Origin of the sequence: Nonomuraea sp. NPDC050383 (assembly GCF_044459125.1) — a bacterium.
In the GTDB taxonomy this organism is placed as follows: domain Bacteria; phylum Actinomycetota; class Actinomycetes; order Streptosporangiales; family Streptosporangiaceae; genus Nonomuraea.
The window spans coordinates 233,257-256,024 of sequence record NZ_JBITIP010000007.1; the positions used below are offsets into that span (position 1 = coordinate 233,257).

Consider the following 22,768-nt stretch of genomic DNA (forward strand, 5'->3'; position numbering starts at 1 on the left):
AGATCGGCCGCATCACCACCAGCGGGACGATCACCGAATACCCGCTGCCCACCAGCGGCGTCTACCCGATGCGCATCACCGCCGGCCCGGACGACAACCTGTGGTTCACCGAGTCGTTCTCCAGCAGCATCGGGCAGATCACCACCGGCGGAACGATCACCGAGTTCGCCGCCCCGTCCAGCGCGATCCCCATCGGGATCACCACCGGCCCGGACGGCAATCTCTGGTACACGGACGCCAACGGCAAGGTCGGCAACGTCACCACCACCGGCACCTTCACCGAGTACACGCTCTCCGACCCCAACAGCCTCCCGTGGGGCATCACCGTCGGAGCGGACGACAACCTGTGGTTCACCGAGCAGACCGCCGGCAACGTCGCCAGCACCACCACCTCGGGGACGATCAATGAGTACGCGTTGCCGACCAGCGTCTCAGGGCCGTTCGACATCACCGACGGGCCTGACGACAACCTGTGGGCCACCGAGGACTACGTCTCCCAGCTCGCCGTCGTGACTCCCTGACCAAGCCCGCCCGCGGCCGTTCCCCACATCCGGGAACGGCCGCCCGGGCATATGATCGCCGGCATGGCGCTGCGACTTGTTCAGGTGAATTTCAAGGCTCGGGACGACTCAGCGCTCGGCCGGTTCTGGGCGGAGGCGCTCGGCTGGAGTGTCTCCAGCGAGGGACCCGGCGTGACCAACCTCCAACCCGAGGGCTTCGACTGGCCGGACCCCGACGCCTTCTACGTCGACCTCGTCACCGTCCCGGACCCCGAAACGGTGAAGTACCGCGTCCACCTCGACCTCGCCACCACCTCCGCCGCCCATCAGGCGGAGCTGGTCGCGCGCCTGAAGGAGCTCGGCGCGACGCCCGCCGACGTGGGCCAGGGCGACGTCCCGTGGACAGTCCTGGCCGACCCGGAGGGCAACGTGTTCTGCGTGCTGGAGCCTCGACCGGTCTACCGGGACACCGGGCCGATCGCCGCGGTGGTGGTCGACTGCGCCGATCCGCGGGCCATGGCCCGGTTCTGGGAAGAGGCGGTGGACTGGACCCTGCACGAGGTCACCGACGATCACGCGGTGCTGCGCTCCGCCAAGGGCGTCGGCCCGTATCTGGAGCTCCTTCGCACGCCCGGCGTGAGCAGCGGGCGGAACCGCATCCATCTCGACCTGCTGCCGGACCCCGTGGAGGTCCAGGAGGCGGAGGTGGCTCGGCTGCTGGCTCTGGGCGCCACCGCCGCCGACGTCGGCCAGGGCGACGTTCCGTGGAAGGTCCTGGCCGACCCGGAGGGCAACGAGTTCTGCGTCCTCGGACGGGGCTGACGCGAAGCTTCTGGGGGCCGAGCTGCGGGTCAGGGGTGCTGGGTCTCCGTGCGGTACGGGCGGAAGCCGCGGGCCCGGTAGTTCGGCAGGGCGGCCGGGTTGTCGGCGCTGGAGGTGTGCAGCCACACGCGCCGGGCCGGGCCGCCGTCGCGCGGTGCGGTCGCCCACGCCTGCCGCGCGCACAGCGTCAGCGCGTGCCCGCCGAGCCCCTGGCCGACGAACTCCGGGACCAGTCCGAACGTCTCGATCTCGATGTCGCCCCCGTCCTGCGGGTTCACCACGAGCATGCCGGCGATCTCGCCCTTGTGACGGATCAGGTAGTAGTCGAACGGGTCGCTCTCCAGCTTGTGCCGCCACTCCTCCGGCGTGCGCCGCGCCGACCGCCAGCCGTACGGAGCGCCGATCCGCGTCTGTACGGGCGCGAGGTCGCGGCAGGTGCTGTCCACCCGTTCCAGGGTGAGACCGTCCACCTCGCGGCCGGGCACGAGCTGCTCGGGAGCGGTCATCTCCAGGTACGTGATCGTCTCTTCCATACGCGTGATCCTAGGGACCCCGTCCACGCGGCCGGCGCCCCCTCCGGAGCACCGGCTGATCACAGGCGTTCGAAGCCGCGCACCCGCTCCCAGTCGGTGACCGCCGACTCGAACGCGGCCAGCTCGGCCCGCGCCGCCGCGGCGTAGTGGCCGGCCACCGCGTCGCCGAACAGCTTGGCCGCCAGGCCGCCCTCCTCCCAGCGGCGCAGCGCGTCGCCCAGCGTCGCGGGCAGGCGCGGCACCGACGGGTCGGCCAGCGCGTTGCCGGCGTGCGGGGCGGGGAGCGGCAGCCGGTTCTCGATCCCGTACAGGCCGGCCGCGATCATCGCGGCCACGGCGAGGTACGGGTTGGCGTCGCCGCCGGGCACCCGGTGCTCCAGGCGCAGGGAGTGGCCGGAGCCGACGACCCGGATCGGGCACGTACGGTTGTCCCTGCCCCACGCGATCCCGGTGGGAGCGAACGCGCCGGGCCGCAGCCGCTTGTAGGAGTTGACGTTCGGCGCCATGAGCAGCGTCAGCTCCGGCAGGCAGGCGAGCTGCCCGGCGACGAAGTGCCGCAACAGCGCCGACATGCCGCCGTCGCCGGCGCTCTCGTCCGCGAACACCGGCGAGCCGTCCGTCCCGCGCAGCGACAGGTGCACGTGGCAGGAGTTGCCCTCGCCCTCGTCGAACTTGGGCATGAACGTGAGCGCCACCCCCTCCTGCTCCGCGATCCGCCTGGCGCCGTTCTTGAACAGGACGTGCTTGTCGCAGGTGGCCATCGCCTCGTCGTAGCGGAACACGATCTCGTACTGCCCGGCGTGGCACTCGCCGCGGGCCGTCTCCATCGGCAGCCCGGCGCGGACCATCTCGCGGCGGATCCGGCGCACCACCGGCTCGACGTCGGACAGCCCGTGCAGCGCGTAGTCGACGTTGTAGCGGGTGCCGGTCTCCAGGCCGTGGTAGCGGCGCTCCCAGGCGTCGCGGTACGAGCCGCGGAACACGAGGAACTCCAGCTCGGTGCCGGCCAGCGCGACCAGGCCGCGCTCGGCGAGCCGGTCGAGCTGTGCCCGGAGCACCCGGCGGGGCGCCACCTCGACCGGCTCCCCGCCCGGCCAGACGGCGTCGGCGACGACCAGCGCCGTGCCGGGGTCCCACGGCAGGAGCCGCAGCGTCCCCGGATCGGGCCGCAGCACGAGGTCGCCGAAGCCCGAGTCCCAGGCGTCGATCGCGTACCCGGGCCCGGTGTTCATCTCCACGTCGGCGGCGAGCAGGTAGACGCACGCGCCGAAACCGTGCCGCGCCACCTCCTCCAGGAAGTACGGCACCGACAGGCGGCTGCCCTGCAGCCGCCCCTGGAGGTCGGGGACGGCGACGATCACCTCCTCCACCTGCCCGGCCTCGGCCTCCTGGCGCAGCCGTTCGTACGTGAGCGTGGTCATCGGTCCTCCCTGGAGGCAGGAGCGGCGAGGGGGTTGGGGACCGTGCCGTGGACGACGTCGAAGCCCTCGTCGCGCTCGGCCCGGTCGTGGAAGCCGCCGCCGAGGAGCTGTTCGCGGTTGAGCGCCACCCGGTCGAAGGAGGGCGCCAGCAGCCCGAACGCCTCCGCCCGGCCGGCGTCCTCGGGGAAGCGCGCGTGGTGGCGCTCGATCTCCTCCCGCGCCATCCGCCAGAACTCCCGCTCCGGAACGCCCAGGTGCTCCTCGGCCAGCGGCGCGAAGAACCGGAAGTGGCCGGCGAACACGGCGCTGAGCAGCGAGTGCGCCAGCTCGCCCGCGGGCCAGCGCAGCAGCACCTCCCGGGCCCGCGCGGACAGACCGGCGTAGGCGGGCAGGTCGTCGGGCAGCAGGTTCACGTCCTCGGCGAAGTCCTTCACCGCCACCCCCACGGGCACGTCGGCGGCGTCGTAGAGGATCACCGTGTTCTCGCCGTGCGGGCAGAACGCCACGCCGTACCGGTAGAGGTGATGGAGCAGACCGGGCAGCAGCGCCGAGAAGAGCCGGGCCAGCCAGTCGCGCGGCGCGAGGCCGGAGCGCCCGGCCAGCTCGGCGGCCAGCGCGCGGCCGTCCGAGCCGACCGTGAGCAGCGCCGCCATGGTCCGCGCCCGCTCGCCGTCGCGCAGCAGCCCGGTCACCGGCTCGCGCCACACCGCGCCGAGCAGCTCATGGTAGCGGTACGGGGCGTCGGGCACGGCCGCGTACAGCGGGTGGCGCACGGCCACGGACGCGACCTCGCCCAGCGGATGGAAGCGCAGCTCGTCACGCAGGTACGGGTCGGCTTCGCGCAGCGTCAGCAGCCAGGCGCTGACGTCGGGCGCGGCCCGTGTCGGCTCCGTGGACAGGCCGCGCCAGACCAGCGTGTTGCGGATGAGCAGCGGCACCTTGACGTTGCGCCGCCCGGGGCGGTCCAGGTTGGCGAGCGTCCGGATGGACTGCAGCGGCCGGTAGCGGTCCGGGCCCTCGCCCAGCGGCACGATCCGCCCGTCGGCCAGGTACGGGGCGAACAGCGGCTCGACCGCCTCGTCCCAGTGGAACGGGTGGACGGGCAGCCAGGTGAACGCGGCCGGGTCCAGCCCGCTGCGCGCCGCCGCCTCCTCCAGCGTCACGGCGAACTCCTTGCGGACCGCCTCGTCCAGCTCCTGCGCCAGCAGCGTCGCCGCGTCCAGCCCCGGCACGCCGGAGTACGCGGCGAGCGAGGAGTGCACGGCCGCCCACCTCAGCCGCACCGCCCCGGCGGCCTCGGGGGCGTAGGCGGCGACGTCGGAGGCGGCGAACCCGAGCCGGCCCTTGTTGAGCAGCATGCAGGGATGCCCGTGCTGGTGTGCCTCCAGGTCGAGGTGGTCCAGGTCGGCCAGCTCGGCGGCGGGCAGCGCGCGGGACAGGATCTCCGCCTCGGCCCGGCGGGTGGCGGTCAGCTCGCGCAGTGCCTCGGCGGTGGTGGGCCCGTCCCAGCCGAGGACGGCGCGGGCGTCGAGCAGCAGCAGCTCCGGCCCGGCCGCGCCGTCACCGGCGGGGTGGCGGCGAAGCGTCCCGGGCTCGACCCGCCAGGAGCCGAACGACCCGCGCGCCGCCCGGAACGTCCACCGGACGCCGCCTCCCAGCTCCAGCCGGTACTCGTCCGGCTCGGGCCCGGCCAGCGGCACCAGCAGCTCCTCGTACGCGAACTCCTCGACCGCCTTGACCAGCAGCCGGCGTCCGGCCTGCGCCCACGCCCGCCGCCAGGCGCCGTGCGCGTCCCCGCTCATCGGCCGCCCTCCTCGGACCGGGCGAGCACCGGCGACCCGGGATCCGCCAGGGGTGCGGGCTCCGGCGCGCCGAAGGTGGTCCAGGCGGTCCGGGAGGGCAGCGGCACCACGGTCCGCCCGGCCGCCGCGTTGAGGATCGTCGCCGCCCGCCACGCTCCCAGGGTCAGGTCCGGCGCGCCGACCCCGTGCGTGTGCAGCTCCGCGTTCTGGACGTACAGCGCCCCCGGCACCCTCGGGTCGAGCGCCACCCGGTAATCGCCGTCCACCTGGTAGCGGCCCCGCTCGTCCCAGTCGACCAGCTCGGCCATCGGCTCCAGGAACGCGGGCCGGGCCGCCGCGTAGCCGGTGGCCAGCACCACGGCCGACGTCCGCACCTCGAACGACGTGCCCTGCTCCGCGTGCCGGCAGCCGAGCACGTAGCCGCCGTCACGTTCGGACGCCTCGACCACCTCGACCCCCGGGTGGAGCGCCGCGCGGGGCTCGGCGCCGCCGATGGTCCGCTCGTACAGCTCGTCGTGGATGTCGCCGAGCGTCTCCGCGCTGACGCCCTTGTAGAGCTGCCACTGCTCGCGGACGAGCCGCTCGCGCTCCGCCTCGGGCAGGTGGCGGAAGTACCGCACGTAGTCGGGGGTGAAGTGCTCCAGACCCAGCTTCGAGTACTCCATGGGGGCGAACGCCGGGGTACGGGCCAGCCAGCGCACGTACGGCCCGCCGCGTCCCCGGCCGTCCTGGCGGCGCAGCAGGTCGAGCATGACCTCGGCGCCCGACTGCCCGGCGCCGACCACGGTGACGTCGGGCGCGGCGGCCAGCCGGGACCGGTGGGCCCGGTAGTCGGCGCTGTGCAGCACCCGCCCGGCGTGGGCCTCGTCCAGCAGCGGGCGCAGCGGCTCCGGCACGACCGGGGAGGTGCCCACGCCCAGCACCACCTGCCGGGCCAGGACGCGGGAGACCACTCCCGCGGCCGACCGGTACGTCAGCGCGAACGCCCCGGCCGTCCCGTCCCACTCCACGGCGGTGACCTCGGCATCGAACCGGCACGACGGCAGCCGCTCGGCCACCCACCGGCAGTAGTGGTCGTACTCGCGGCGTGGGATGTGGAAGCGCTCGGAGAAGAAGAACGGGAACATCCGGTCGTGCCGGCGCAGATAGTTCAGGAACGACCAGGGGCTCGTCGGGTCGGCCATGGTGACCAGGTCCGCCAGGAAGGGCACCTGCAGGACCGTGCCCTCCACCAGCAGGCCGGGGTGCCACGAGAAGGCCGGCTTGGCGTCGAGGAAGAGGGTCCGCATGCCGGGCACGCCGTCGCACAGGGCGGCCAGTGACAGGTTGAACGGGCCTATGCCGACACCGGCCAGGTCGTAGGGGGCGGTCACCGCTGCACCTCCGAGAGGGGGTTGGGAAGGTCGATGTAGACGGACTGGGAGTGGACGTCGCCGGTGAGCTCGTCCCGGCCGTCCACGCAGGTGAGGTGGTTGGCCTTGCAGCGCAGCGACGGCGCGTCGAGCAGCAGCCCGAGCAGGCCCTTGGCGCCGGGCTCGGCCGCGCGCAGCCGCTCCAGCGCCGCGCGCGCCACCCGCAGCAGGTCCTCCTCGGCGGCCAGGCCCAGCGCGCCGAACGCGCCGACCAGGCCCAGCAGGTTGCCGATGCCCAGGTAGTAGGCGACCCGCTCGTCCACGAACGCGTCGTCGAAGACCAGGTCCACGCCGTCGGCCAGGCCCGGCACCAGCCGCTCCAGCTCGCCGGCGCGGGAGGCGGCCACGTAGTAGCCCTGGCTGTCGCGGTACCAGCCGGCCCGGGGCAGGCCGTCGGCGTCGAGCGCCACCAGGGTGTTCTGGTGGTGCGGCTCCAGGGCAATGCCGTACCTGGCCTGGAGCCGGATGATCGGGACGGCCAGCACGTCGAGGTAGCGGGCCAGCCAGAGCGCGGACGCCTCGGCGGTGGACAGGCCGAGCGCGCGGGCGGCTCGGCCGACGGCGGCGGACAGCAGCGCGCGGTGGCGCGGTGGCGAGCCGTCGCCCGGCCCGGCGCGCTCGGCGATCAGCCCGGCCACGCACAGCGCCCGATCCGCGCCGGTCCGGAAGGGGTTGTCGCGGATCGCCGTCTCCAGCCCGCTCTCCGCGTCGGAGTCGTCCGTCCCCACCGACACCCAGGCGAAGTCGCGCAGGACGCCGAACGCGGGGTGCTCGGCGCGCAGCCACTCCGCCGGCCCGGCCGCCAGCAGGCGGGCGGCCCGGACGCCGAGACGCAGCTCGCCGCGCAGGTTCTCGCGGCGGGAGTTGGTGATCCGCATGCCGAGCGACAGCTTCAGCATCGCCTCCGCGTCCGCCCGGTACACGGTCCGGACCGAGGAGGTCGGATGCCAGGCCGGGCCGGCGGGCCCGAGCGGCCGCAGCAGCCCCGCCTCGACCAGGGCCGCGATCCGCGGGCGGCGCAGCACCTCGCGCGCCTGCCACGGGTGGGCGGGCACGGGCACCCAGCCCTCCGGCAGGTCGAGCCCGGCCGGGGCGATCCGCCGGCACAGCTCGGCCGGGGCGCCCCGGCTCTCGTCGATGCCGCCGCCCCCGCTCCCGCCGGTCACGACGCCGGGCGCGGCGGCGAACCAGTGCAGCGGGAACGAGCCGCGCAGCTCGGGCGAGTACTCGGCCAGGTCGCCGGTGGACGCCTCCTCACGGCTCTTGGGCGCGGGATGGAACGGGTGGCCCAGCAGCAGCGCCTGCTCGGCGTCGAGGAACCCGGCCGCCTCCGGCGCGTCCGGCCCCTCGGCGCGGCGCGCGGCCAGGTGGGCGGTGGCGCGGCGGGCGGAGTCCAGCACGCGGGCGGTGGCGTCGGACACCCGGTGCGCGGGGAGCCCCGCGCGGACGGCCGTCTCCCGCACCACGACGGCCGCCACCAGCGCCACCCCGGCCGGCGCCACCCCTGCCTGGGTCGCCCCGGCCCGGGCCGCCGTCGCCGGGGCCGCGGTCCCACTGGCCGCGGTCTCAGGGGTGCCGCCGGCCAGGAGCGGCTCGCCGAAGCGGTGCCAGCCGGTCGGGGAGCGGTGCCGCACGGGGACGCGCAGCCGTACCCCGGTCGCCGGGAAGTCCAGGATCAGCTCCTCCTCGGCGGCGGGCACCGGGATCGCCAGGTCGCGCACGTACGCCCGCAGCAGCGTCTCCGTCGCGGCCGCCTCCCCGGCCCGCGACGCGTCGGGGTGGTCGAGCGGGTCGGCGGCGCTCACAGCAGCCCCTCCTCGGCCTCGCCGGCCGCGGCCACCACGTGTACCAGCCGCTCCACCTCGGCGGCCGTCGTGTACGGGTTCAGCAGCGTCAGCTTCAGCCGGACACGCCCCGGCCCGTCGCCGGGCGGCCCATCGGCAGGCAGCTCGGTGCGGCCGATCACCGCGCGCCCCTCGCGCAGGAGCCGGCGGCGCAGGGCGGCGTTGACCTGGTCCGCCCGCGCCGGGTCCGCGGGCAGGTAGCGGAACAGGAAGGCGGTCAGCACCGGCTCGGCGTGCAGCTCCAGACGCGGATGGGCGCGCACCGCCGCCGCCCCGGCCAGGGCCAGGTCGTGGCAGGCGTCGACCAGCCGGCCCAGGCCGTCCCGCCCCAGGGTCCGCAACGTCACTGCGATCTTGAACGCGTCGGCCCGGCGCGTGGTGCGCAGCGACCGTCCCAGCAGGCTGGCGTACCCCGCGTCCTCGTCGTCGGCCGGGTTGAGGTAGGCGGCGCGCCGGGCCAGCGAGGCGTACGTCTCCTCCCGCCGTACCAGGAAGACGCCCGCGGCGGCGGGCTGCCAGCCCAGCTTGTGCCAGTCCAGGGACACCGAGTCGGCCAGCTCGACGCCCGCCAGCAGCGGCGCGAGCCGGTCCGACAGCAGCGCCCCGCCTCCGTAGGCGGCGTCCACGTGCAGCCACGCGCCGTGCTCGGCGGCCAGGGCGGCGCACTCGGGCAGCGGGTCGATCGCCCCGGTGTCGGTGGTGCCGGCCGTGGCCACCACCGCCACCGGCAGCTCGCCGCGCCCGGCCCGGTCCCGCAGGGCGCTCGCCAGCGCCTGGGGGTCCATCCGCAGCGCCCGGTCCACGGGGACGGCGACGACCGCGTCCTCGCCGAGCCCGAGCAGCGCGGCGGCCCGCCGGACGGAGAAGTGCGCGGCGGCCGAGGCGAAGATCCTCGGGCGCGGCCCGCTCCCGGGCACCCCGGCCAGCTCGATCCGGCCGCCGGTGGCGCGGCCCAGGACGCGGTCCCTGGCCAGCATCAGCCCCATGACGTTGGACTCGGTGCCGCCGGAGGTCAGCACGCCCGCGGCGGTGCCCGGGTAGCCGACGAGCCCGGCCAGCTCCCTCACCAGCAGCGTCTCCAGCTCGGTCGCCGCTGGAGCCTGGTCCCAGGAGTCGAGGGACGGGTTCAGCGCGGACACGGCCAGGTCGGCGGCCACGGCGACGGCCAGCGGCGGGCAGTGCAGGTGCGCGGCGCAGGCCGGGTCGGCGGGATCGGCCCCGCCGTACGCCAGCAGCTCGGTCAGGCGGCCCAGGGCCTCCTCGCCGCGCGTCCCGGCGAAGGCGCCGGCGACGTGCGCGGCCAGCTCCCGCGGCGGCCCGGCGGGTCCGGGCCCGCCGCGCCGCGCCGTCCCGGCGGCCAGTCCGTCCAGCACGACCCGCACCGCCCGCTCCAGCTCCTCGCCGCCCGCCCGCGACAGCAGTCGTGCGGGCGTGGCGGCGCCGGTCTGTGCGGGCGTGGTGGCGTCGGTTCGTGCGGGCGTGGCGGTGCCGGTCTGTGCGGGCGTGGCGGTGCCGGTTCGTGGGGGAGTGGCGGCGCCGTCCTGCCGAAGGGTGTCCGTCATGCGGGCCGCCCGGCCAGGCGGGGAGCCGTCACCGTGGCGATCGCGTCGGCCAGCCGGTCCACGACCGTCTCGGCCTGCTCGTCCGAGATGACCAGCGGCGGCAGCAGCCGCACCGTGGAGTCGTACCGCCCGCCGAGCTCCACGATGATCCCGCGTTCCAGGCACGCCGCGCGGACCGCGGCCGCCGTCCGCGGCGCCGCGGGGAAGGCGCCGCACGCGTCGGGCGTCCCCGCCGGGTCGACCAGCTCGACGCCGATCATCAGGCCGCGCCCGCGCACGTCGCCGACCACCGGCAGCTCCTCCCGCAGCGCGCCGAGCCGCTCCAGCATCCGGGCGCCGACCGCGGCGGCCCGCCCGGCGAGCCCCTCGCGGGCGACGTGCCGCAGCGTCGCCGTGCCGGCGGCCATGGCCAGGGTGTTGCCGCGGAACGTGCCGGTGTGCGCGCCCGGCAGCCAGCCGTCGTAGTCCTCGTGATAGACGATCACCGCCAGCGGCAGGCTGCCGCCGATCGCCTTGGACAGCACCATGGCGTCCGGCACGATCCCGCTGTGCTCCACCGCCCAGAACGCCCCGGTACGTCCGACGCCGGTCTGCACCTCGTCCACGATCAGCGGGATCTCGCGCTCGGCGGTGACGCGGCGCATCTCGCGCAGCCAGGAGTCCGGGGCCGGCACCGCGCCGCCCTCGCCCTGCACCGCCTCCACGATCATCGCCGCGGGCGGCACGACGCCGCCCGCCGGGTCGTCCAGCAGCCGCTCCGTGTACGCCGCCGACAGCTCCGCGCCCGCCTGCCCGCCCACGCCGAACGGGCAGCGGTACGGATACGGGTACGGCAGCCGCGTCACGTCGGCCGCGATGCCCGCCACCGGCTCCTTGACCGCGACGTTCGCGGTGGCGGCCAGCGCGCCGAGCGTCATGCCGTGGTATCCGCCGGTGAAGGCGAGCAGCCCGCGCCGGCCGGTCGCGGTCTGCATGAGCTTCAGGGCCGCCTCGACGGCGTCGGTGCCGGCGGGCCCGCAGAAGTGGATGCGCGCCCGGTCGGCGAACCCGCGGGGCAGCGTGGCGAACAGCTCCTCCACGAACGCGTCCTTCTCCGGTGTCGCCAGGTCGAGGACGTGCAGCGGGGCTCCGCTGTCGAGCGTGCGCCGGATGGCCTCCAGGACCACCGGGTGGTTGTGGCCGAGGGCGAGGGTGCCAGCGCCCGACAGGCAGTCGAGGTAGCGGCGGCCGTCGGCGCCCTCGATCACCATTCCCTCCGCCCGTACCGGGACGATCGGGAAGGACCGGGCGTAGGTGCGGGCGGACGACTCGCGGTCACGCTGCCGGCGCAGGACCGCACCGGAGAGGGGAGAGGGGTCGAGGGCGGAGTCCGGGGCCAGGTCGGCCGGATGCGCGGTCATGGGTCTCCAGGACATGGGGGGACAGGACACGTGGGACAGGCATGGGGCAGGGTTTCGAGGAAGGTTCAGAGCAGGTGGCGTTCGGCGACGGGGTGGCCGAGGAAGCGGTGCATGGCGAACTCCCAGCCGTAGGAGCCCGCGTACGGGAAGACGACGAGGTCGCCGGCGCGCACGCGGTCCACCCGCACGTCGCGCAGCAGCGTGTCCTCGGGGGTGCACAGCTCGCCGGTGACGGTCACCTCGGTCCCGGCGGCGGCCGGACGCGGGCAGTCCTCGGGCCAGCTCTCGACGGGCAGCACCGCCATGTTGTGCACGATGTCCCACGACGTGGGGAGCTGGAAGTGGTTGATGCCGCCGCGGATCAGCACGAACGTCGTCCCGTACGAGGTCTTCACGTCGATCGCCTCGGCGGCGTACCAGCCGCAGTCGGCGACCAGGTAGCGGCCGGGCTCCAGCAGCACCTTCACGCCGGGCGGCGGCTCCACCTGGGCTGCCAGCTCGCCGAAGCGGGCCACGTCGAACGGCTTCTCGCCCTCGAACGCGACGCCGATGCCGCCGCCGATGTCCACGAGCCGCAGGTCGACGCCGCAGGCCAGGGCGGTGCGCGTGCTCCATTCGACGCACCAGCGCAGGTAGGCGGCGTGGGCGTCGGCGTCGAGGTTTCCGGAGGCGGCGTGCACGTGGAAGCCGGCCACGTCCAGGCCGGGCAGCCGCAGCGCCTCGCGCAGCACGTCCGGCACGTCGGGCTCGGCCACCCCGAACTGGGACGCCACGCCGCCCATCCGCAGCGAGCCGGTCACCGGGATGGTCGCGGGGTTCACCCGCAGGGTGACCCGGGCGCGCAGGCCCTCGGCGACGGCGATGCGGCTGATCCGGTGCAGCTCCAGCAGGCTCTCGGCGTTGATCGCCTCGACCTGGGCCCGGATGAGCGCGGCCAGGAACGGTGGTGACTTGGCGGGTCCGGCGGCCACGACGGGAGCGGGCGCGCCCGTCGCGGGACGCGCGCCGAGGGCGAGGTCCAGCTCGGCCGGCGACGCCACCTCGAATCCGTCCACGTGCGGGGCGAGGGCGGCGACCACGCCGGGGAAGGAGTTGGCCTTGACGGCGTAGTGGACGGCCGCCCACTCCGGTAAGGAGGCCCGCACCTCGCGGGCCCGTTCGGCGGCCACCTCCCCGTCGTAGACGTAGGCCGAGACGGGGGTGCCGGAGCCGGCGAGGTGGAGGAGGAGACGGCGGAGCCGGGCGGGGAGCACATCCGCGGGGTAGGCGGAGCGCGGCGCGGCGGAGGGCGGGAACTGCACGGACATGAAGCTTCTGCCTCCGAAGTCTTAGGTAAGCCTAACCTAAACTCCGGATCATGCCCTGGCAAGGCGGCAGAAGCTCCCAATTATCTGATCTACGTTGTAAAGGCGTTCGCCTCGCCCGGCGGTCCGGCCAGAAAGGTGACCCTGTGGCCTGAGGAGGGGTGGCTCCTCAGGCCGGGGGCGTCACTCGCCGGTCATCGCCGCATGGAGACGCAGGTACGGCTCGGCGTCCTGCGGCCTGTTGCGGCGTTGCAGCGTACGGCCGAGCAGCAGGTACGCGTACCCCTCGGCGGGGTCGCGCTCCAGGACCAGCCGGAGCTCGGCCTCCGCCCGGCCGAGCTGGGCGGAGTGGTAGTAGGCGCGGGCCAGCAGCAGCCGGGCCGCCACGTTCTCCGGGGCGGCCGCGACCACCCCGGCCAGGATGCGCGCGGCCCCGATGTAGTCCTGCGAGTCGAAGAACAGGCGGGCCCGCTCGTACTCCTCGGCCGTCGTCTCGATCTGCATGGTCACTCCTGTCCCGGGACGGGCCCGTCGGTGTGCGGAAGGTGCTCGGCGGGGGCGACGCCCAGGCGGCCCGCCTGGTAGTCCTCCATCGCCTGGATGATCTCGGCGCGGTTGTTCATCACGAAGGGGCCGTAGTGCACGACCGGCTCGCGGATCGGCTGCCCGCCGAGCAGCAGCACCTCCAGGTTCGGCTCGGCCTGGGGCTGGGCCGGGCCGGCGGTGACGGTGAGCGCGCCGCCCGGGCCGAAGACGGCCAGTTGCCCCTTGCGCACCGGCGTGCGCTCCTCACCGGCGAAGCCGTTCCCGGCCAGCACGTACGCGAGGGCGTTGAAGCCGGGGTTCCACGGCAGCTCCAGCCGCGCGCCGGGGCTCACGGTCGCGTGCACCATCGTGATCGGGGTGAACGTGATGCCGGGACCGGCGTGCCCGTCCAGCTCACCGGCGATCACCCGCAGCAGCGCGCCGCCGTCGGCCGAGGCCAGCAGCGCCGCCTGCCGGCCGCGGATGTCCTGGTAGCGGGGCAGGTGGAACTTGTGGGCGCGAGGCAGGTTGACCCACAGCTGGACGCCGTGGAACAGCCCGCCCGAGACCACCAGGTGCTCCGGGGGCTTCTCGATGTGCAGCAGCCCCGCCCCCGCGGTCATCCACTGGGTGTCGCCGTCGGTGATCGTGCCACCGCCGCCGTTGGAGTCCTGGTGCTCGAAGATGCCGTCCATGATGTAGGTGACGGTCTCGAAGCCGCGGTGCGGATGCCAGGCGGTGCCCTTGGGCTCGCCGGGCGCGTACTCGACCTCGCCCATCTGGTCCATGTGGATGAACGGGTCCAGCAGCGACTGCGGCACCCCGGCGAACGCGCGCCGAACCGGGAAGCCCTCGCCCTCGAACCCGCTCGGCGCGGTCGTCACCGACCGCACGGGCCGCCGTGCGACGGCGGCCGGGTCGGGTACGGCGATGCGCGGCAGCGTCAGCGTGTCGGCGGTGATGGCGGGCATGATTCCCTCCGGTTCGTTGAAAGTTCAACTGATGCCGGGCTCAACACCCCACCCCCCTCGGACATTCCCGCCTCTCGCCGATCACCCGGACGCTAGGCTGGGATCATGACGCGTGAGGCGCTGTCCGCCTATCTGGCCATCGTCGGGATGATCACGATCACGCCTGGGCCCGACACCGCCCTGGTGGTGCGGAACGCGATGCGCCAGGGGTGGGGCGCCGGAGTCCGGACCGGCCTGGGCAGCGCGGCGGGCCTGCTGCTCTGGGGGTTGGCGGCCGGCGCCGGCATCTCCGCGGTCCTCGCCGCCTCCGCCATCGCGTTCACCGTGCTCAAGCTGGCCGGAGCCGCCTACCTCGGTTACCTGGGCGCCCGCATGCTCTGGCGGTCGTGGCGCTCGAAGGAGTCGAAGGAGCCGGCCGCGGATGCGGCGCCGGTGCCGGCGCCCGCTTCGTCCCCGGCGCTGTTCCGCCAGGGGCTGACCACCAACCTGCTCAATCCCAAGGCCGCGGCCTTCTTCACCGCGCTGCTGCCGCAGTTCGTCACCGCCCACGACGGCACGGCGATCCCCGTGATCATCGGCCTGACCCTCATCGCCGCCACGGCCAACCTGACCGGCCAGTTCGCCTTCGCGATCACCGCGCACCACACCGCCCGGCTGGTCGGCCATCGCCGCTTCGAGAAGATCCTGGACCGCCTGGTCGGGTCCGTTCTCCTGGGCCTCGGCCTCAAGATCGCCACCGGCGACCGTCCCTGACGGGCGTCCGGCTCGGGCGCGCCGGCGGTCCGGTCGGCCGTGCTGACGTCCCCGGCACGGACCCGCGACGCGGGGCCGTGGCGGACCGCCCTGGCCGCGCTCGTCCCCCGCGACGCTGCTGCGCGCCGCGCAGATCAGGCCGCGCCGAGCAGGATCTTGAGCAGCTCGTCCGGGGCGTCGCGCATGAGGTTGTGGCGGCCGTCCACCGCGTGGGCCGTCCAGGCCGGGTCCTGCCGCAGCCGCTCGTGGAAGACGGTGAACGGCGACTCGCCGTCCCATCCCGCCGCGTACACGTAGTCCCTGCGGCGCACGTGCGCGAGGTCGCCCGTGAGGCGGAGCGGCTGCAGGACCGAGGCGAGCGGGTGCGGCGTGGCCCGCGGGTCGAAGAAGGGCTGCGGGCGCACCCCGAACCCGGTCTCGTCCACGTCGGTGTACCACCGGCGCTCCTCGTCGCGGACGAGGGACCAGCAGGAGTCGCCGTCGGAGGGGACGACCGCGTCGATGTAGACGAGCGAGCCGGCCCGGCCGGGGGCGCGGTCGGCGGCCCCGGTGATGACCATGCCGCCGTAGCTGTGCGCGACGAGCACGGCGTCCTCGACCTGCTCGGCCTCCAGGAGGGCGGTCACGTCCTGGATGTGGGTGTCGAGGTTGACCCCGCCGGCCATCAGGTGGCGGCGCTCGCTGACACCGCTGAGCGTGACGGCGTGGACACGGTGGCCGAGGGCGCGCAGCCGCTCGGTGAGCGGCTCGAAGCTCCAGCCGCCGTGGCACATGCCGGGGACGAGGACGAAGGTGGCCATGATGGGTGCTCCCTGGCGAGATTCCGGTGGATCTGTGTCCAGGGTGCCCGGCGGGGAGTCAGAAGTCCAAGAGATGTTCGGGATGGCTACCAGAAGCTGTAGTTATGGAAGATCGGTCAGCGGCCCTCGACGGCGACGCGCAGGCCGAGGGCCACGAGTACGGTCCCGCTCACCGCGTCCAGGCGGCGGCGGACGACCGGGCGGCGGAACCACGCGCCCGCGCGGCCCACGACCGCCGCCAGCGAGAGGTAGAGGACCGTCTCCATGGCCACCTGGAGCAGGGCCAGCAGGGCGGTGGTGGTGAGGAGCGGCCGGTCGGCCGGGACGAACTGGGGATAGAAGGCGATCATGAAGGCTGCGGCCTTCGGGTTGGCCAGCATCACGACGGCGCCCTCCCCGAACGCCTTCCACCAGGCGCCGCGGCCGGACGCCGCCACGGGCTCCTCCTCCACCTCCGCCTCCTCCGTGGCGGCGCGGCCGCGCCAGGCCGACCGCCAGGACTTCACCCCGAGGTACAGCAGGAAAGCGGCGCCCACCACGCGCAGGACGACGAAGGCCACCTCGGAGGCGGCGACGAGGGCGGCCAGGCCGGCGGCGGCGCACAGCGCCCACACGTAGAGCCCTGCTTCGAGGCCGAGCACCGTGGGGACCGCGCCGGAGAGCCCCCGCACCGCGGCTCGGCGCAGGATGAGGGCCATCGCGGGGCCCGGCGAGGCCGAGATGAGCACGACGGCGACGGCGAAGGCGGGCAGGGAGGCGAGGAGATCCATGCCGGGATGATGCCGGGACGGGCGTTCCCCCCGCAATCAGGATTCTCCGCGACACGGCGGGCACGCGGGCGCACGCCCCGGCCCCGGAGGGGTAGGAGGGGACCGGCCATCCAGGACGATCCCGGGAGTCATCCATGAACGACGGCATCAGGAAGCTGTACGAACGCTGGCTGCTGGACATGTGGGCCGGGGACTTCGCGCTGGCCCACGACCTCGTCACTCCCGGCTTCGTCGGCCACTGGCCCGGGCACGACGTCCGGGGAGCGGCCGAGCTGGCCGACGTCCTCGCCCAGGGGCACGCCCCGTTCACGGACGTCACGGTCACCCTCGACGTCGGGCCGATCGTGGACGGCGACACGGTGGCCGCCCGCTGGACGTTCGCCGGGTCCTATCGGGGCGGCCTGGACGGGGCCACGGCGCCCGCGGGCACGCGGGTCGCGTTCAGCGGGCACGACATCCTGCGCGTCGAGGGCGGCAGGGTCGCCGAGTACTGGGTGATCTCCGACGTGCGGACCTTCGCCCGGAGCCTCGGCATGGGTTGACCGGCGAACGGCCGGCGGGCTCGCCGTCGATCACACGGCGAGCCCCTTCCGTGCCCGGCTACCTGCGGCCTTGCCAGTTGAGGTAGGCGACCGACAGCAGGGTGGAGCCGTACTGCGACTCGACGGCGTGGTCGGCGTAGACCGCCAGCGCGTGCGGGAACAGCGCTTCGTCCCACCGGGCGACCGGCATGAAGCGCGGCGCCTGGAGATATTGGCCGGCGGGGGCCAGGCCGCCGCTGCCGTCCACCCTCAGGAAGGTCGTGGCGACGCCGTTGTCGGTGGTGGCCATGTTCCTGGTGTAGGAGCGGGCGAAGCGGACCATGTCCTTGCCGGTGAAGCCGAGGCCCCACCGGTGCGCGGCGGCGGCGAACTCGATGTCGATCCCGCCGTGGCTGAGGTCCTCGCCCTGCTGCGCGCCCTTGGGCGGCGAGCCGTAGGACGGGGTCCACTCGGAGACGCCGTCGGCCTTGGTGTAGCCGCTGTAGAGCTTGCCGAAGCCGGGCCAGTACGGCCAGGTGTAGGCGTCCTTGTCGTTGACCTTGAGGTCGCGGGCGAACGTCGCGGCCAGACGGCGCGTGCGGTCGCGGAAGTGCGAGTCCCCGGTCGCCGCCGCCAGCTCCGCGTAGGTCTGGCCGAGGGCGACGCTCTGGTTGATGGGCTGCTCGACGCCGTCGTAGGGAACGGGCATGCCCTTGGGCCAGATGTAGTAGCCGCCCGCCATCCACTCGGGGTCGTGCGCGGCCGCGGCGGCCTGGCACGCCTCCAGGTACTCGGCGGCCTTGGCGCGGTAGCGGGCGTCGGCGAGCAGGCGCGGGTCGCGGCGGACGATCCGGACGAACGACGCGAGCGGGTAGGTGATCATGCCGGTGTGCACCGCGAAGATCACCGGCGCGGCGGCCAGCTTGAACGCCCCCTGCGCCGGCGTCGCGGCCCCCGCGGGCGAGGGCCGCAGGTCCTTGGCCGTCACCATGGCCGGCGACGGGTAGGCGTCGAGGATACGCTTCACGGCGTAGTCGGGGCTGCCGGGGTCCATCGTCAGGTCGGTGAAGGTGGACACCTTCGCCTTGACCGGATTGCGCACCTCCAGCGTGAAACGCCCCTCCGAGGAGCCCGCTCGTACGGTGGCCACGGCGTCGTTGACGTTGGCCAGCGCGCTGCGCACCTCCAGGAGCGGCTGCCCGGCGGCGTCGAGCAGGCTCACACCGCCGGCGCTGTAGACGATGCTGCGCCAGGCGGGCAGCGACAGGCCGCGGTAGTCGGTGACGCCCCGCTCGGAGTCGCGGCCCGCCAGCACCAGGTCGGCGTTGTGGATGAGCCGGTCCAGGTAGGCGGTGTCGCGGTAGGCCTCGTACATCCTGACGTAGGCGGCCAGCACGTAGGACGCGCCCCAGCCGAGGCCGCCGGCCTCGTTGGTGTCGGTGGGCTGACCGACGGCGCCGCTCTCGTGGAACAGCTTGTCGAACAGGTCGAACGTCTCGCGCGAGGTGTAGTCGTGGCCGGCCGCGGCGCGGGCCGTGCCGGGCAGTGCGGTCAGCGCCCCGAGGGAGAGCGCGCCGAGGCCGAATTGCCGGCGAGTGAGCATGTGTGACCCTTTCACGAGCGGCAGGCGGCGTCAGCTCTTGACCGCGCCGCGCATGCCTTCCAGGACGTGGCGTTGCATGATCATGAAGAAGACGACCACGGGCAGGATCGAGATGATCGTGCCCGCCGCCAGGCTGCGGACGTCCGTGCCGGTGATCCCGGCCAGGTAGGCGATGCCCAGCGAGATGGGATAGAGGGAGGAGTCCTTCAGCACCACCATCGGCCAGATGAAGCTGTTCCAGACCGAGATGAAGCCGAAGACGCCGAGGATGGCCAGGGTGGGGCGGGCGGCGGGCAGCATGACGTGCCAGAAGATGCGCAGCTCGTGGCAGCCGTCGGTCCTGGCGGCGTCCACGACCTCGCGCGGCACCCCGGCGAAGGTCTGCCGGAGCAGGAAGATCCCGAACGCCGACAGCAGCCCCGGCAGGATCACTCCCAGGTAGCTGTCGGCCATCCCGATCTGGGAGACCACCAGGAATCTCGGCAGCAGCATGACCTCGCCGGGCATGAACATGGTGGCGAGGATCGCGAAGAAGATCAGGCTCCGGCCGCGGAAGACCATCTGCGCCAGCGGGTACGCGCACAGGGCCGACACGAGGATGTAGACCGGCACCATCACGGCCACGAGGAGGATCGAGTTGAGGAGGTAGCGCGGGAACGGGATGGCCGTCCACGCCTCCTTGGCCCAGGTGGGCACGGGGGGCCGGGGGATGATGTCCGGCGGGAAGGAGAAGACGGCCTGGCCCGACGGCTTCAACGCCGCCGACAGCAGGATGAGGAACGGGCCGACGAACACCAGCGCGATCGCCGTGAGCAGCACGTACATGCCGACGCGCCGCGTCCACCAGCCGAGCCTCCGGGTCAACGCTCGTCCTTCTTTCCGCTGGTGAGCCGGTAGTTGAGGAGGGCCATCACGATCAGCAGCACCCACAGGACGAGGCCGACGGCGCTGGCGTAGCCCATGTCGTACTTCTCGAACGCCTCGGACCAGATGTAGTAGCCGAGCATCAGGGTGGCGTCCTGCGGGCCGCCCTTGGTCATCACGAAGACGGTGGTGAACGCCTGCATCGCGTCGAGCATGGCCATCGTGATGGTGACCGCGATGTAGGGGACCATGAGCGGGACGGTGATGCGCCGCATCCGGTGCCAGCCGTTGGCGCCGTCGATCTTGGCGGCCTCGTAGAGGTCCGACGGGATCGTCTGGAGGCCCGCCAGGTAGACCATCATGTAGACGCCCATGTTCTTCCAGCCCTCGACCAGGATCAGCGCGGGCAGCGCCCAGACGGGGTCGAGGAGGTACTGGATCGGCTCGTCCAGGACGCCGAAGCCGGTGAGCAGCCAGTTGACGACGCCCTGCTGGTGGAAGACGTAGTTCCAGGCCACCGCGACCGCGACCATCGAGGTCACGACCGGCAGGTAGTAGAGCATCCTGAACGTCCTGATGCCGGGCAGCTTCTGGTTGACCAGCACGGCCAGCGGCAGCGGGAGCACCACGAGCAGCGGGAAGAGCCCGGCGAGGAACACCAGCGAGTTGCGCAGGGCGGTCCAGAACCGGGCGTCGCCGAGGATCCTGCCGAAGTTGTCCAGTCCGGTCAGGACCGGCGGGCTGACCCCGTCGTAGTCGGTGAAGGAGAGCTGGAGGGCGGTGACGGCCGGCCAGGCGAAGAAGACCCCGAACAGGATCAGGGCCGGCAACGGGAAGAGGTACGGCGTGTACCAGCGCTGCCCCGGGATCCGGCTGGTGGCCACCGGCCTCACATCCTTCGCCGTTTAATAGTGACGTCCAGAGTCTCGATAAGAGTTGGCCGGAATTTGGACCGCAGCCTATATAGGCCCCTCTGGACCGTCAAGAGCGCACAAATGCCCCTCTTGACGTCCCAGCCCTCGGGTGACAAGGTGCCGAAAAGAATGATTAGGGACGGCCATAAGTTGTCAGGAGGGTCCCGGTGTCGAGGAGAAGAACCTTAGGGGCGGGCGCGCTGGCGCTGGCTCTCATGTCGTCCGGTTGCGTCGCCGGAACGTCGGGCGGCACGTCCACCGCGGTGGACGACCAGCCGTTCGAGGGCGAGGTCGAGTTCTGGACGATCAACCTGAAGAAGAACTTCGGCGCCTACGTCGACGGGCTGATCGCCCAGTACCAGAAGGACCACCCCAAGGTCACCGTCAAGTGGGTCGACGTGCCCGGCCAGGACATCGCCACCAAGCTGCTCGGGGCGGTCGCCAGCGGCGACGTCCCCGACGCGGTCAACCTCGCCTCGTCCGACCTCGGCAGGTTCGCCCCGTCGCTGGCCCCGCTCGACGGGCTGTTCAAGCCCGCCGACCTGGCCGACTTCCAGCCGAACCTGATCGAGCCGCTCCGCGTGTCGGGCAAGCTGTACGCCGTGCCCTGGTACAACGGCGGCACGCCCGTGGGCATCTACCGCAGGTCCGTCGTCAGCAAGGCCGGCTTCGACGAGCAGGCCCCGCCGAAGTCCTACGCCGAGGCCCTGGAGCTGGCCGACAAGGTCTACGCCGAGACCCAGGTCTACGGCAGCAACGACGTCCCCGGCCCCAACGCGGCCGCCGTGCTGCGCTACTACGGCGTCGAGCTGCTGAGCGCCGACAAGAAGAAGGCGGCGTTCAACACCCCCGAGGTCGCCGAGCTGCTGGAGACGTTCAAGAAGAGCTACGACAAGCACGGCCTCGCGCCGGGCACGGTCTCCAAGGACGTCAGGAACTACCCGCAGACCCTGGAGAACGGCCAGCTCGCGATGGGGGCGAGCGCGACGGCGGCGACGCTGGTCAACATCCAGAAGAACGCCCCCGACGTCTACGAGGACCTGGTCGTCACCGAGCCCGTCCAGACGAAGACCGGCGGATACCTGCTGCTCGCCCAGCAGACCGTGGCCATCCCCAAGGCGTCGAAGCACCAGCGGGCGGCGGCCGAGTTCGTCAAGTTCTTCACCAACGGCGCCAACCAGCTCGCCTTCTGCAAGCTGGTGCCGATCTACCCCTCGACGGTCTCCTCCACCAAGGACGCCTTCTTCGCCGGCACCGGCGGCGACGACCCGATGGCCGTGGCCCGGCGGGTGATCGTCGCGGGCCTGCCGAAGCTGGAGTACGTCCCGCTGGGCACCTCCAAGGACGGCGAGCTGGCGGAGTCGCTGGCCGAGGCGGTCAGGGCCTTCCTCCAGGGATCCAAGAGCGCCAAGGAGGCGCTCGACGCAGCAGAGAAGCAATGGGATGACGCACTTGCCTAAGCTCAGAGTCGGGATCGTCGGCGCCGGGATCATGGGGCGCGGCCACGCCGAGGTCCTGTCCGCCCACCCGGACGCCGAGATCACCGCCGTCGCCCGCCGCGCCCTCGACGCCGCTCCCCAGGCGGCCGTCTACCCCGGCTACCGGGAGTTGCTCGCCTCCGGCACGGTCGACGCCGTGTCGATCACCACCCCCGACCACCTGCACGCGGACGTGATGGTGGCGGCGGCGGAGGCCGGCGTGCACATCCTGGTCGAGAAGCCCTTCACGACCACGGTCGAGGACGCGGACCGCTCCGTGGCCGCGATCCGGCAGGCCGGCGTCACCGCGATGTGCCTGTTCAACCACCGCTGGGTGCCCGCGTACGCGCAGGCCAAGCAGCAGATGGAGCTGATCGGCGAGCCGGTCGTGGGCTACGCCCGCAAGAACGACACCATCCACGTGCCCACCGAGATGATCGGCTGGGCCGACCGGACGACCTGCGCCTGGTTCCTGTCGAGCCACGACATCGACCTGGTCACCTGGCTCTACGACGACCGCGTGGCGGAGGTGTTCGCCACCGCCCGCCACGGCAGGCTGCGCGGCATGGGCATCGACACCCCCGACGCGATGCAGATCCAGGCCCGCTTCAGCCGGGGCGCCGTCGCCACCTTCGAGTCGGCCTGGATCTACCCGAACACCTTCCCGACCATGGTCGACAGCTACGTCACCGTGGCCGGCGAGTCCGGCGTCATCCAGCTCGACCGGCAGAAGGAGAACATCCAGCTCGCCACCGAGAAGTCCTACTCCTACCCGCGCAACATGCTCCAGCGGGTCGTGCACGGCATCCCCGCGGGGGCCTACCGCGACGCCATCCACCACTTCGTGGACTGCGCCCGCACCGGCGCCGAGCCGCTGGTGAGCGTGGAGAGCTCACGGGACGTGACGGCCGTGCTCGCCGCGGCGCACGAATCAGCCCGTACCGGACGGCCGGTGCGGCTGTGATGTCG

20 protein-coding genes and 1 pseudogene are annotated in these 22,768 nt (G+C 73.3%); 6 read left to right on the forward strand and 15 right to left on the reverse strand.

The window, feature by feature from the left end:
• Positions 1–521: pseudogene (locus tag ACIBG4_RS19690) on the forward strand (virginiamycin B lyase); the annotation flags it as partial.
• A 63-nt stretch (positions 522–584) separates the two neighbouring features.
• Positions 585–1,322, forward strand: a complete 738-nt coding sequence (locus ACIBG4_RS19695; protein ID WP_397202970.1) for a VOC family protein — start codon at positions 585–587, stop codon at positions 1,320–1,322.
• A gap of 29 nt (positions 1,323–1,351) precedes the next feature.
• Here ACIBG4_RS19695 and ACIBG4_RS19700 read toward each other — a convergent pair whose 3' ends face one another.
• The 10 genes from ACIBG4_RS19700 to ACIBG4_RS19745 form a co-directional block, all read right to left on the reverse strand.
• On the reverse strand, positions 1,352–1,855 hold the full coding sequence (locus tag ACIBG4_RS19700; RefSeq protein WP_397202971.1) for a GNAT family N-acetyltransferase: 504 nt from the start codon (positions 1,853–1,855) through the stop codon (positions 1,352–1,354).
• 59 nt (positions 1,856–1,914) lie between these two features.
• On the reverse strand, positions 1,915–3,276 hold the full coding sequence (locus ACIBG4_RS19705; RefSeq protein WP_397202972.1) for a glutamine synthetase family protein: 1,362 nt from the start codon (positions 3,274–3,276) through the stop codon (positions 1,915–1,917).
• Positions 3,273–5,078, reverse strand: a complete 1,806-nt coding sequence (locus ACIBG4_RS19710; protein ID WP_397202973.1) for an IucA/IucC family protein — start codon at positions 5,076–5,078, stop codon at positions 3,273–3,275. Before ACIBG4_RS19710 ends, ACIBG4_RS19705 begins: the two co-directional genes overlap by 4 nt.
• A complete protein-coding gene (locus tag ACIBG4_RS19715) occupies positions 5,075–6,451 on the reverse strand; it encodes a lysine N(6)-hydroxylase/L-ornithine N(5)-oxygenase family protein (RefSeq protein ID WP_397202974.1) in 1,377 nt (458 codons plus the stop codon). The genes ACIBG4_RS19710 and ACIBG4_RS19715 overlap by 4 nt, the downstream gene beginning before the upstream one ends.
• Positions 6,448–8,295, reverse strand: coding sequence for an IucA/IucC family protein (locus ACIBG4_RS19720; protein WP_397202975.1), 1,848 nt, complete (start codon positions 8,293–8,295; stop codon positions 6,448–6,450). The genes ACIBG4_RS19715 and ACIBG4_RS19720 overlap by 4 nt, the downstream gene beginning before the upstream one ends.
• Positions 8,292–9,896: a pyridoxal phosphate-dependent decarboxylase family protein gene (locus ACIBG4_RS19725; RefSeq protein WP_397202976.1), complete on the reverse strand. Its 1,605-nt coding sequence runs from the start codon at positions 9,894–9,896 to the stop codon at positions 8,292–8,294. Before ACIBG4_RS19725 ends, ACIBG4_RS19720 begins: the two co-directional genes overlap by 4 nt.
• Complete coding sequence (locus ACIBG4_RS19730; RefSeq protein WP_397202977.1) at positions 9,893–11,296, reverse strand: diaminobutyrate--2-oxoglutarate transaminase; 1,404 nt, start codon at positions 11,294–11,296, stop codon at positions 9,893–9,895. Before ACIBG4_RS19730 ends, ACIBG4_RS19725 begins: the two co-directional genes overlap by 4 nt.
• Positions 11,297–11,361: 65 nt before the next feature.
• Positions 11,362–12,603 (reverse strand): hypothetical protein, encoded by a 1,242-nt coding sequence (locus ACIBG4_RS19735; protein WP_397202978.1) that lies wholly within the window; start codon positions 12,601–12,603, stop codon positions 11,362–11,364.
• A gap of 180 nt (positions 12,604–12,783) precedes the next feature.
• Positions 12,784–13,104, reverse strand: coding sequence for a tetratricopeptide repeat protein (locus tag ACIBG4_RS19740; protein ID WP_310715300.1), 321 nt, complete (start codon positions 13,102–13,104; stop codon positions 12,784–12,786).
• Between the two features lie 2 nt (positions 13,105–13,106).
• Complete coding sequence (locus tag ACIBG4_RS19745) at positions 13,107–14,096, reverse strand: pirin family protein (RefSeq protein ID WP_397202979.1); 990 nt, start codon at positions 14,094–14,096, stop codon at positions 13,107–13,109.
• A 105-nt stretch (positions 14,097–14,201) separates the two neighbouring features.
• Here ACIBG4_RS19745 and ACIBG4_RS19750 point away from each other — a divergent pair, with 105 nt between their 5' ends.
• Positions 14,202–14,849 (forward strand): LysE family translocator, encoded by a 648-nt coding sequence (locus ACIBG4_RS19750; RefSeq protein ID WP_397202980.1) that lies wholly within the window; start codon positions 14,202–14,204, stop codon positions 14,847–14,849.
• Between the two features lie 134 nt (positions 14,850–14,983).
• On the opposite strand, the gene ACIBG4_RS19755 is transcribed toward ACIBG4_RS19750, so the two are convergent.
• Together ACIBG4_RS19755 and ACIBG4_RS19760 are read right to left on the reverse strand one after the other, a co-directional pair.
• Positions 14,984–15,649: an alpha/beta fold hydrolase gene (locus ACIBG4_RS19755; RefSeq protein ID WP_397202981.1), complete on the reverse strand. Its 666-nt coding sequence runs from the start codon at positions 15,647–15,649 to the stop codon at positions 14,984–14,986.
• 116 nt (positions 15,650–15,765) lie between these two features.
• Positions 15,766–16,419 (reverse strand): LysE family translocator, encoded by a 654-nt coding sequence (locus tag ACIBG4_RS19760; RefSeq protein ID WP_397202982.1) that lies wholly within the window; start codon positions 16,417–16,419, stop codon positions 15,766–15,768.
• Positions 16,420–16,553: 134 nt separating this feature from the next.
• Here ACIBG4_RS19760 and ACIBG4_RS19765 point away from each other — a divergent pair, with 134 nt between their 5' ends.
• Positions 16,554–16,961, forward strand: coding sequence for an ester cyclase (locus tag ACIBG4_RS19765; RefSeq protein WP_397202983.1), 408 nt, complete (start codon positions 16,554–16,556; stop codon positions 16,959–16,961).
• 58 nt (positions 16,962–17,019) lie between these two features.
• Here the strand turns inward: ACIBG4_RS19765 and ACIBG4_RS19770 are convergent, their stop codons facing one another.
• Genes ACIBG4_RS19770 through ACIBG4_RS19780 form a run of 3 tightly spaced genes read right to left on the reverse strand, consistent with a single transcriptional unit; the run spans position 17,020 to position 20,291 of the window.
• Positions 17,020–18,543, reverse strand: a complete 1,524-nt coding sequence (locus tag ACIBG4_RS19770) for a hypothetical protein (protein ID WP_397202984.1) — start codon at positions 18,541–18,543, stop codon at positions 17,020–17,022.
• Between the two features lie 30 nt (positions 18,544–18,573).
• Positions 18,574–19,407, reverse strand: a complete 834-nt coding sequence (locus ACIBG4_RS19775; RefSeq protein ID WP_397202985.1) for a carbohydrate ABC transporter permease — start codon at positions 19,405–19,407, stop codon at positions 18,574–18,576.
• The gene (locus tag ACIBG4_RS19780; RefSeq protein WP_310715312.1) at positions 19,404–20,291 is read right to left on the reverse strand and encodes a sugar ABC transporter permease; all 888 of its coding nucleotides are present in this window, start codon (positions 20,289–20,291) and stop codon (positions 19,404–19,406) included. Before ACIBG4_RS19780 ends, ACIBG4_RS19775 begins: the two co-directional genes overlap by 4 nt.
• Before the next feature lie 197 nt (positions 20,292–20,488).
• Here ACIBG4_RS19780 and ACIBG4_RS19785 point away from each other — a divergent pair, with 197 nt between their 5' ends.
• A complete protein-coding gene (locus ACIBG4_RS19785) occupies positions 20,489–21,781 on the forward strand; it encodes an ABC transporter substrate-binding protein (RefSeq protein WP_397202986.1) in 1,293 nt (430 codons plus the stop codon).
• A complete protein-coding gene (locus tag ACIBG4_RS19790; protein ID WP_397202987.1) occupies positions 21,765–22,763 on the forward strand; it encodes a Gfo/Idh/MocA family protein in 999 nt (332 codons plus the stop codon). Before ACIBG4_RS19785 ends, ACIBG4_RS19790 begins: the two co-directional genes overlap by 17 nt.
• Positions 22,764–22,768: the final 5 nt, after the last annotated feature.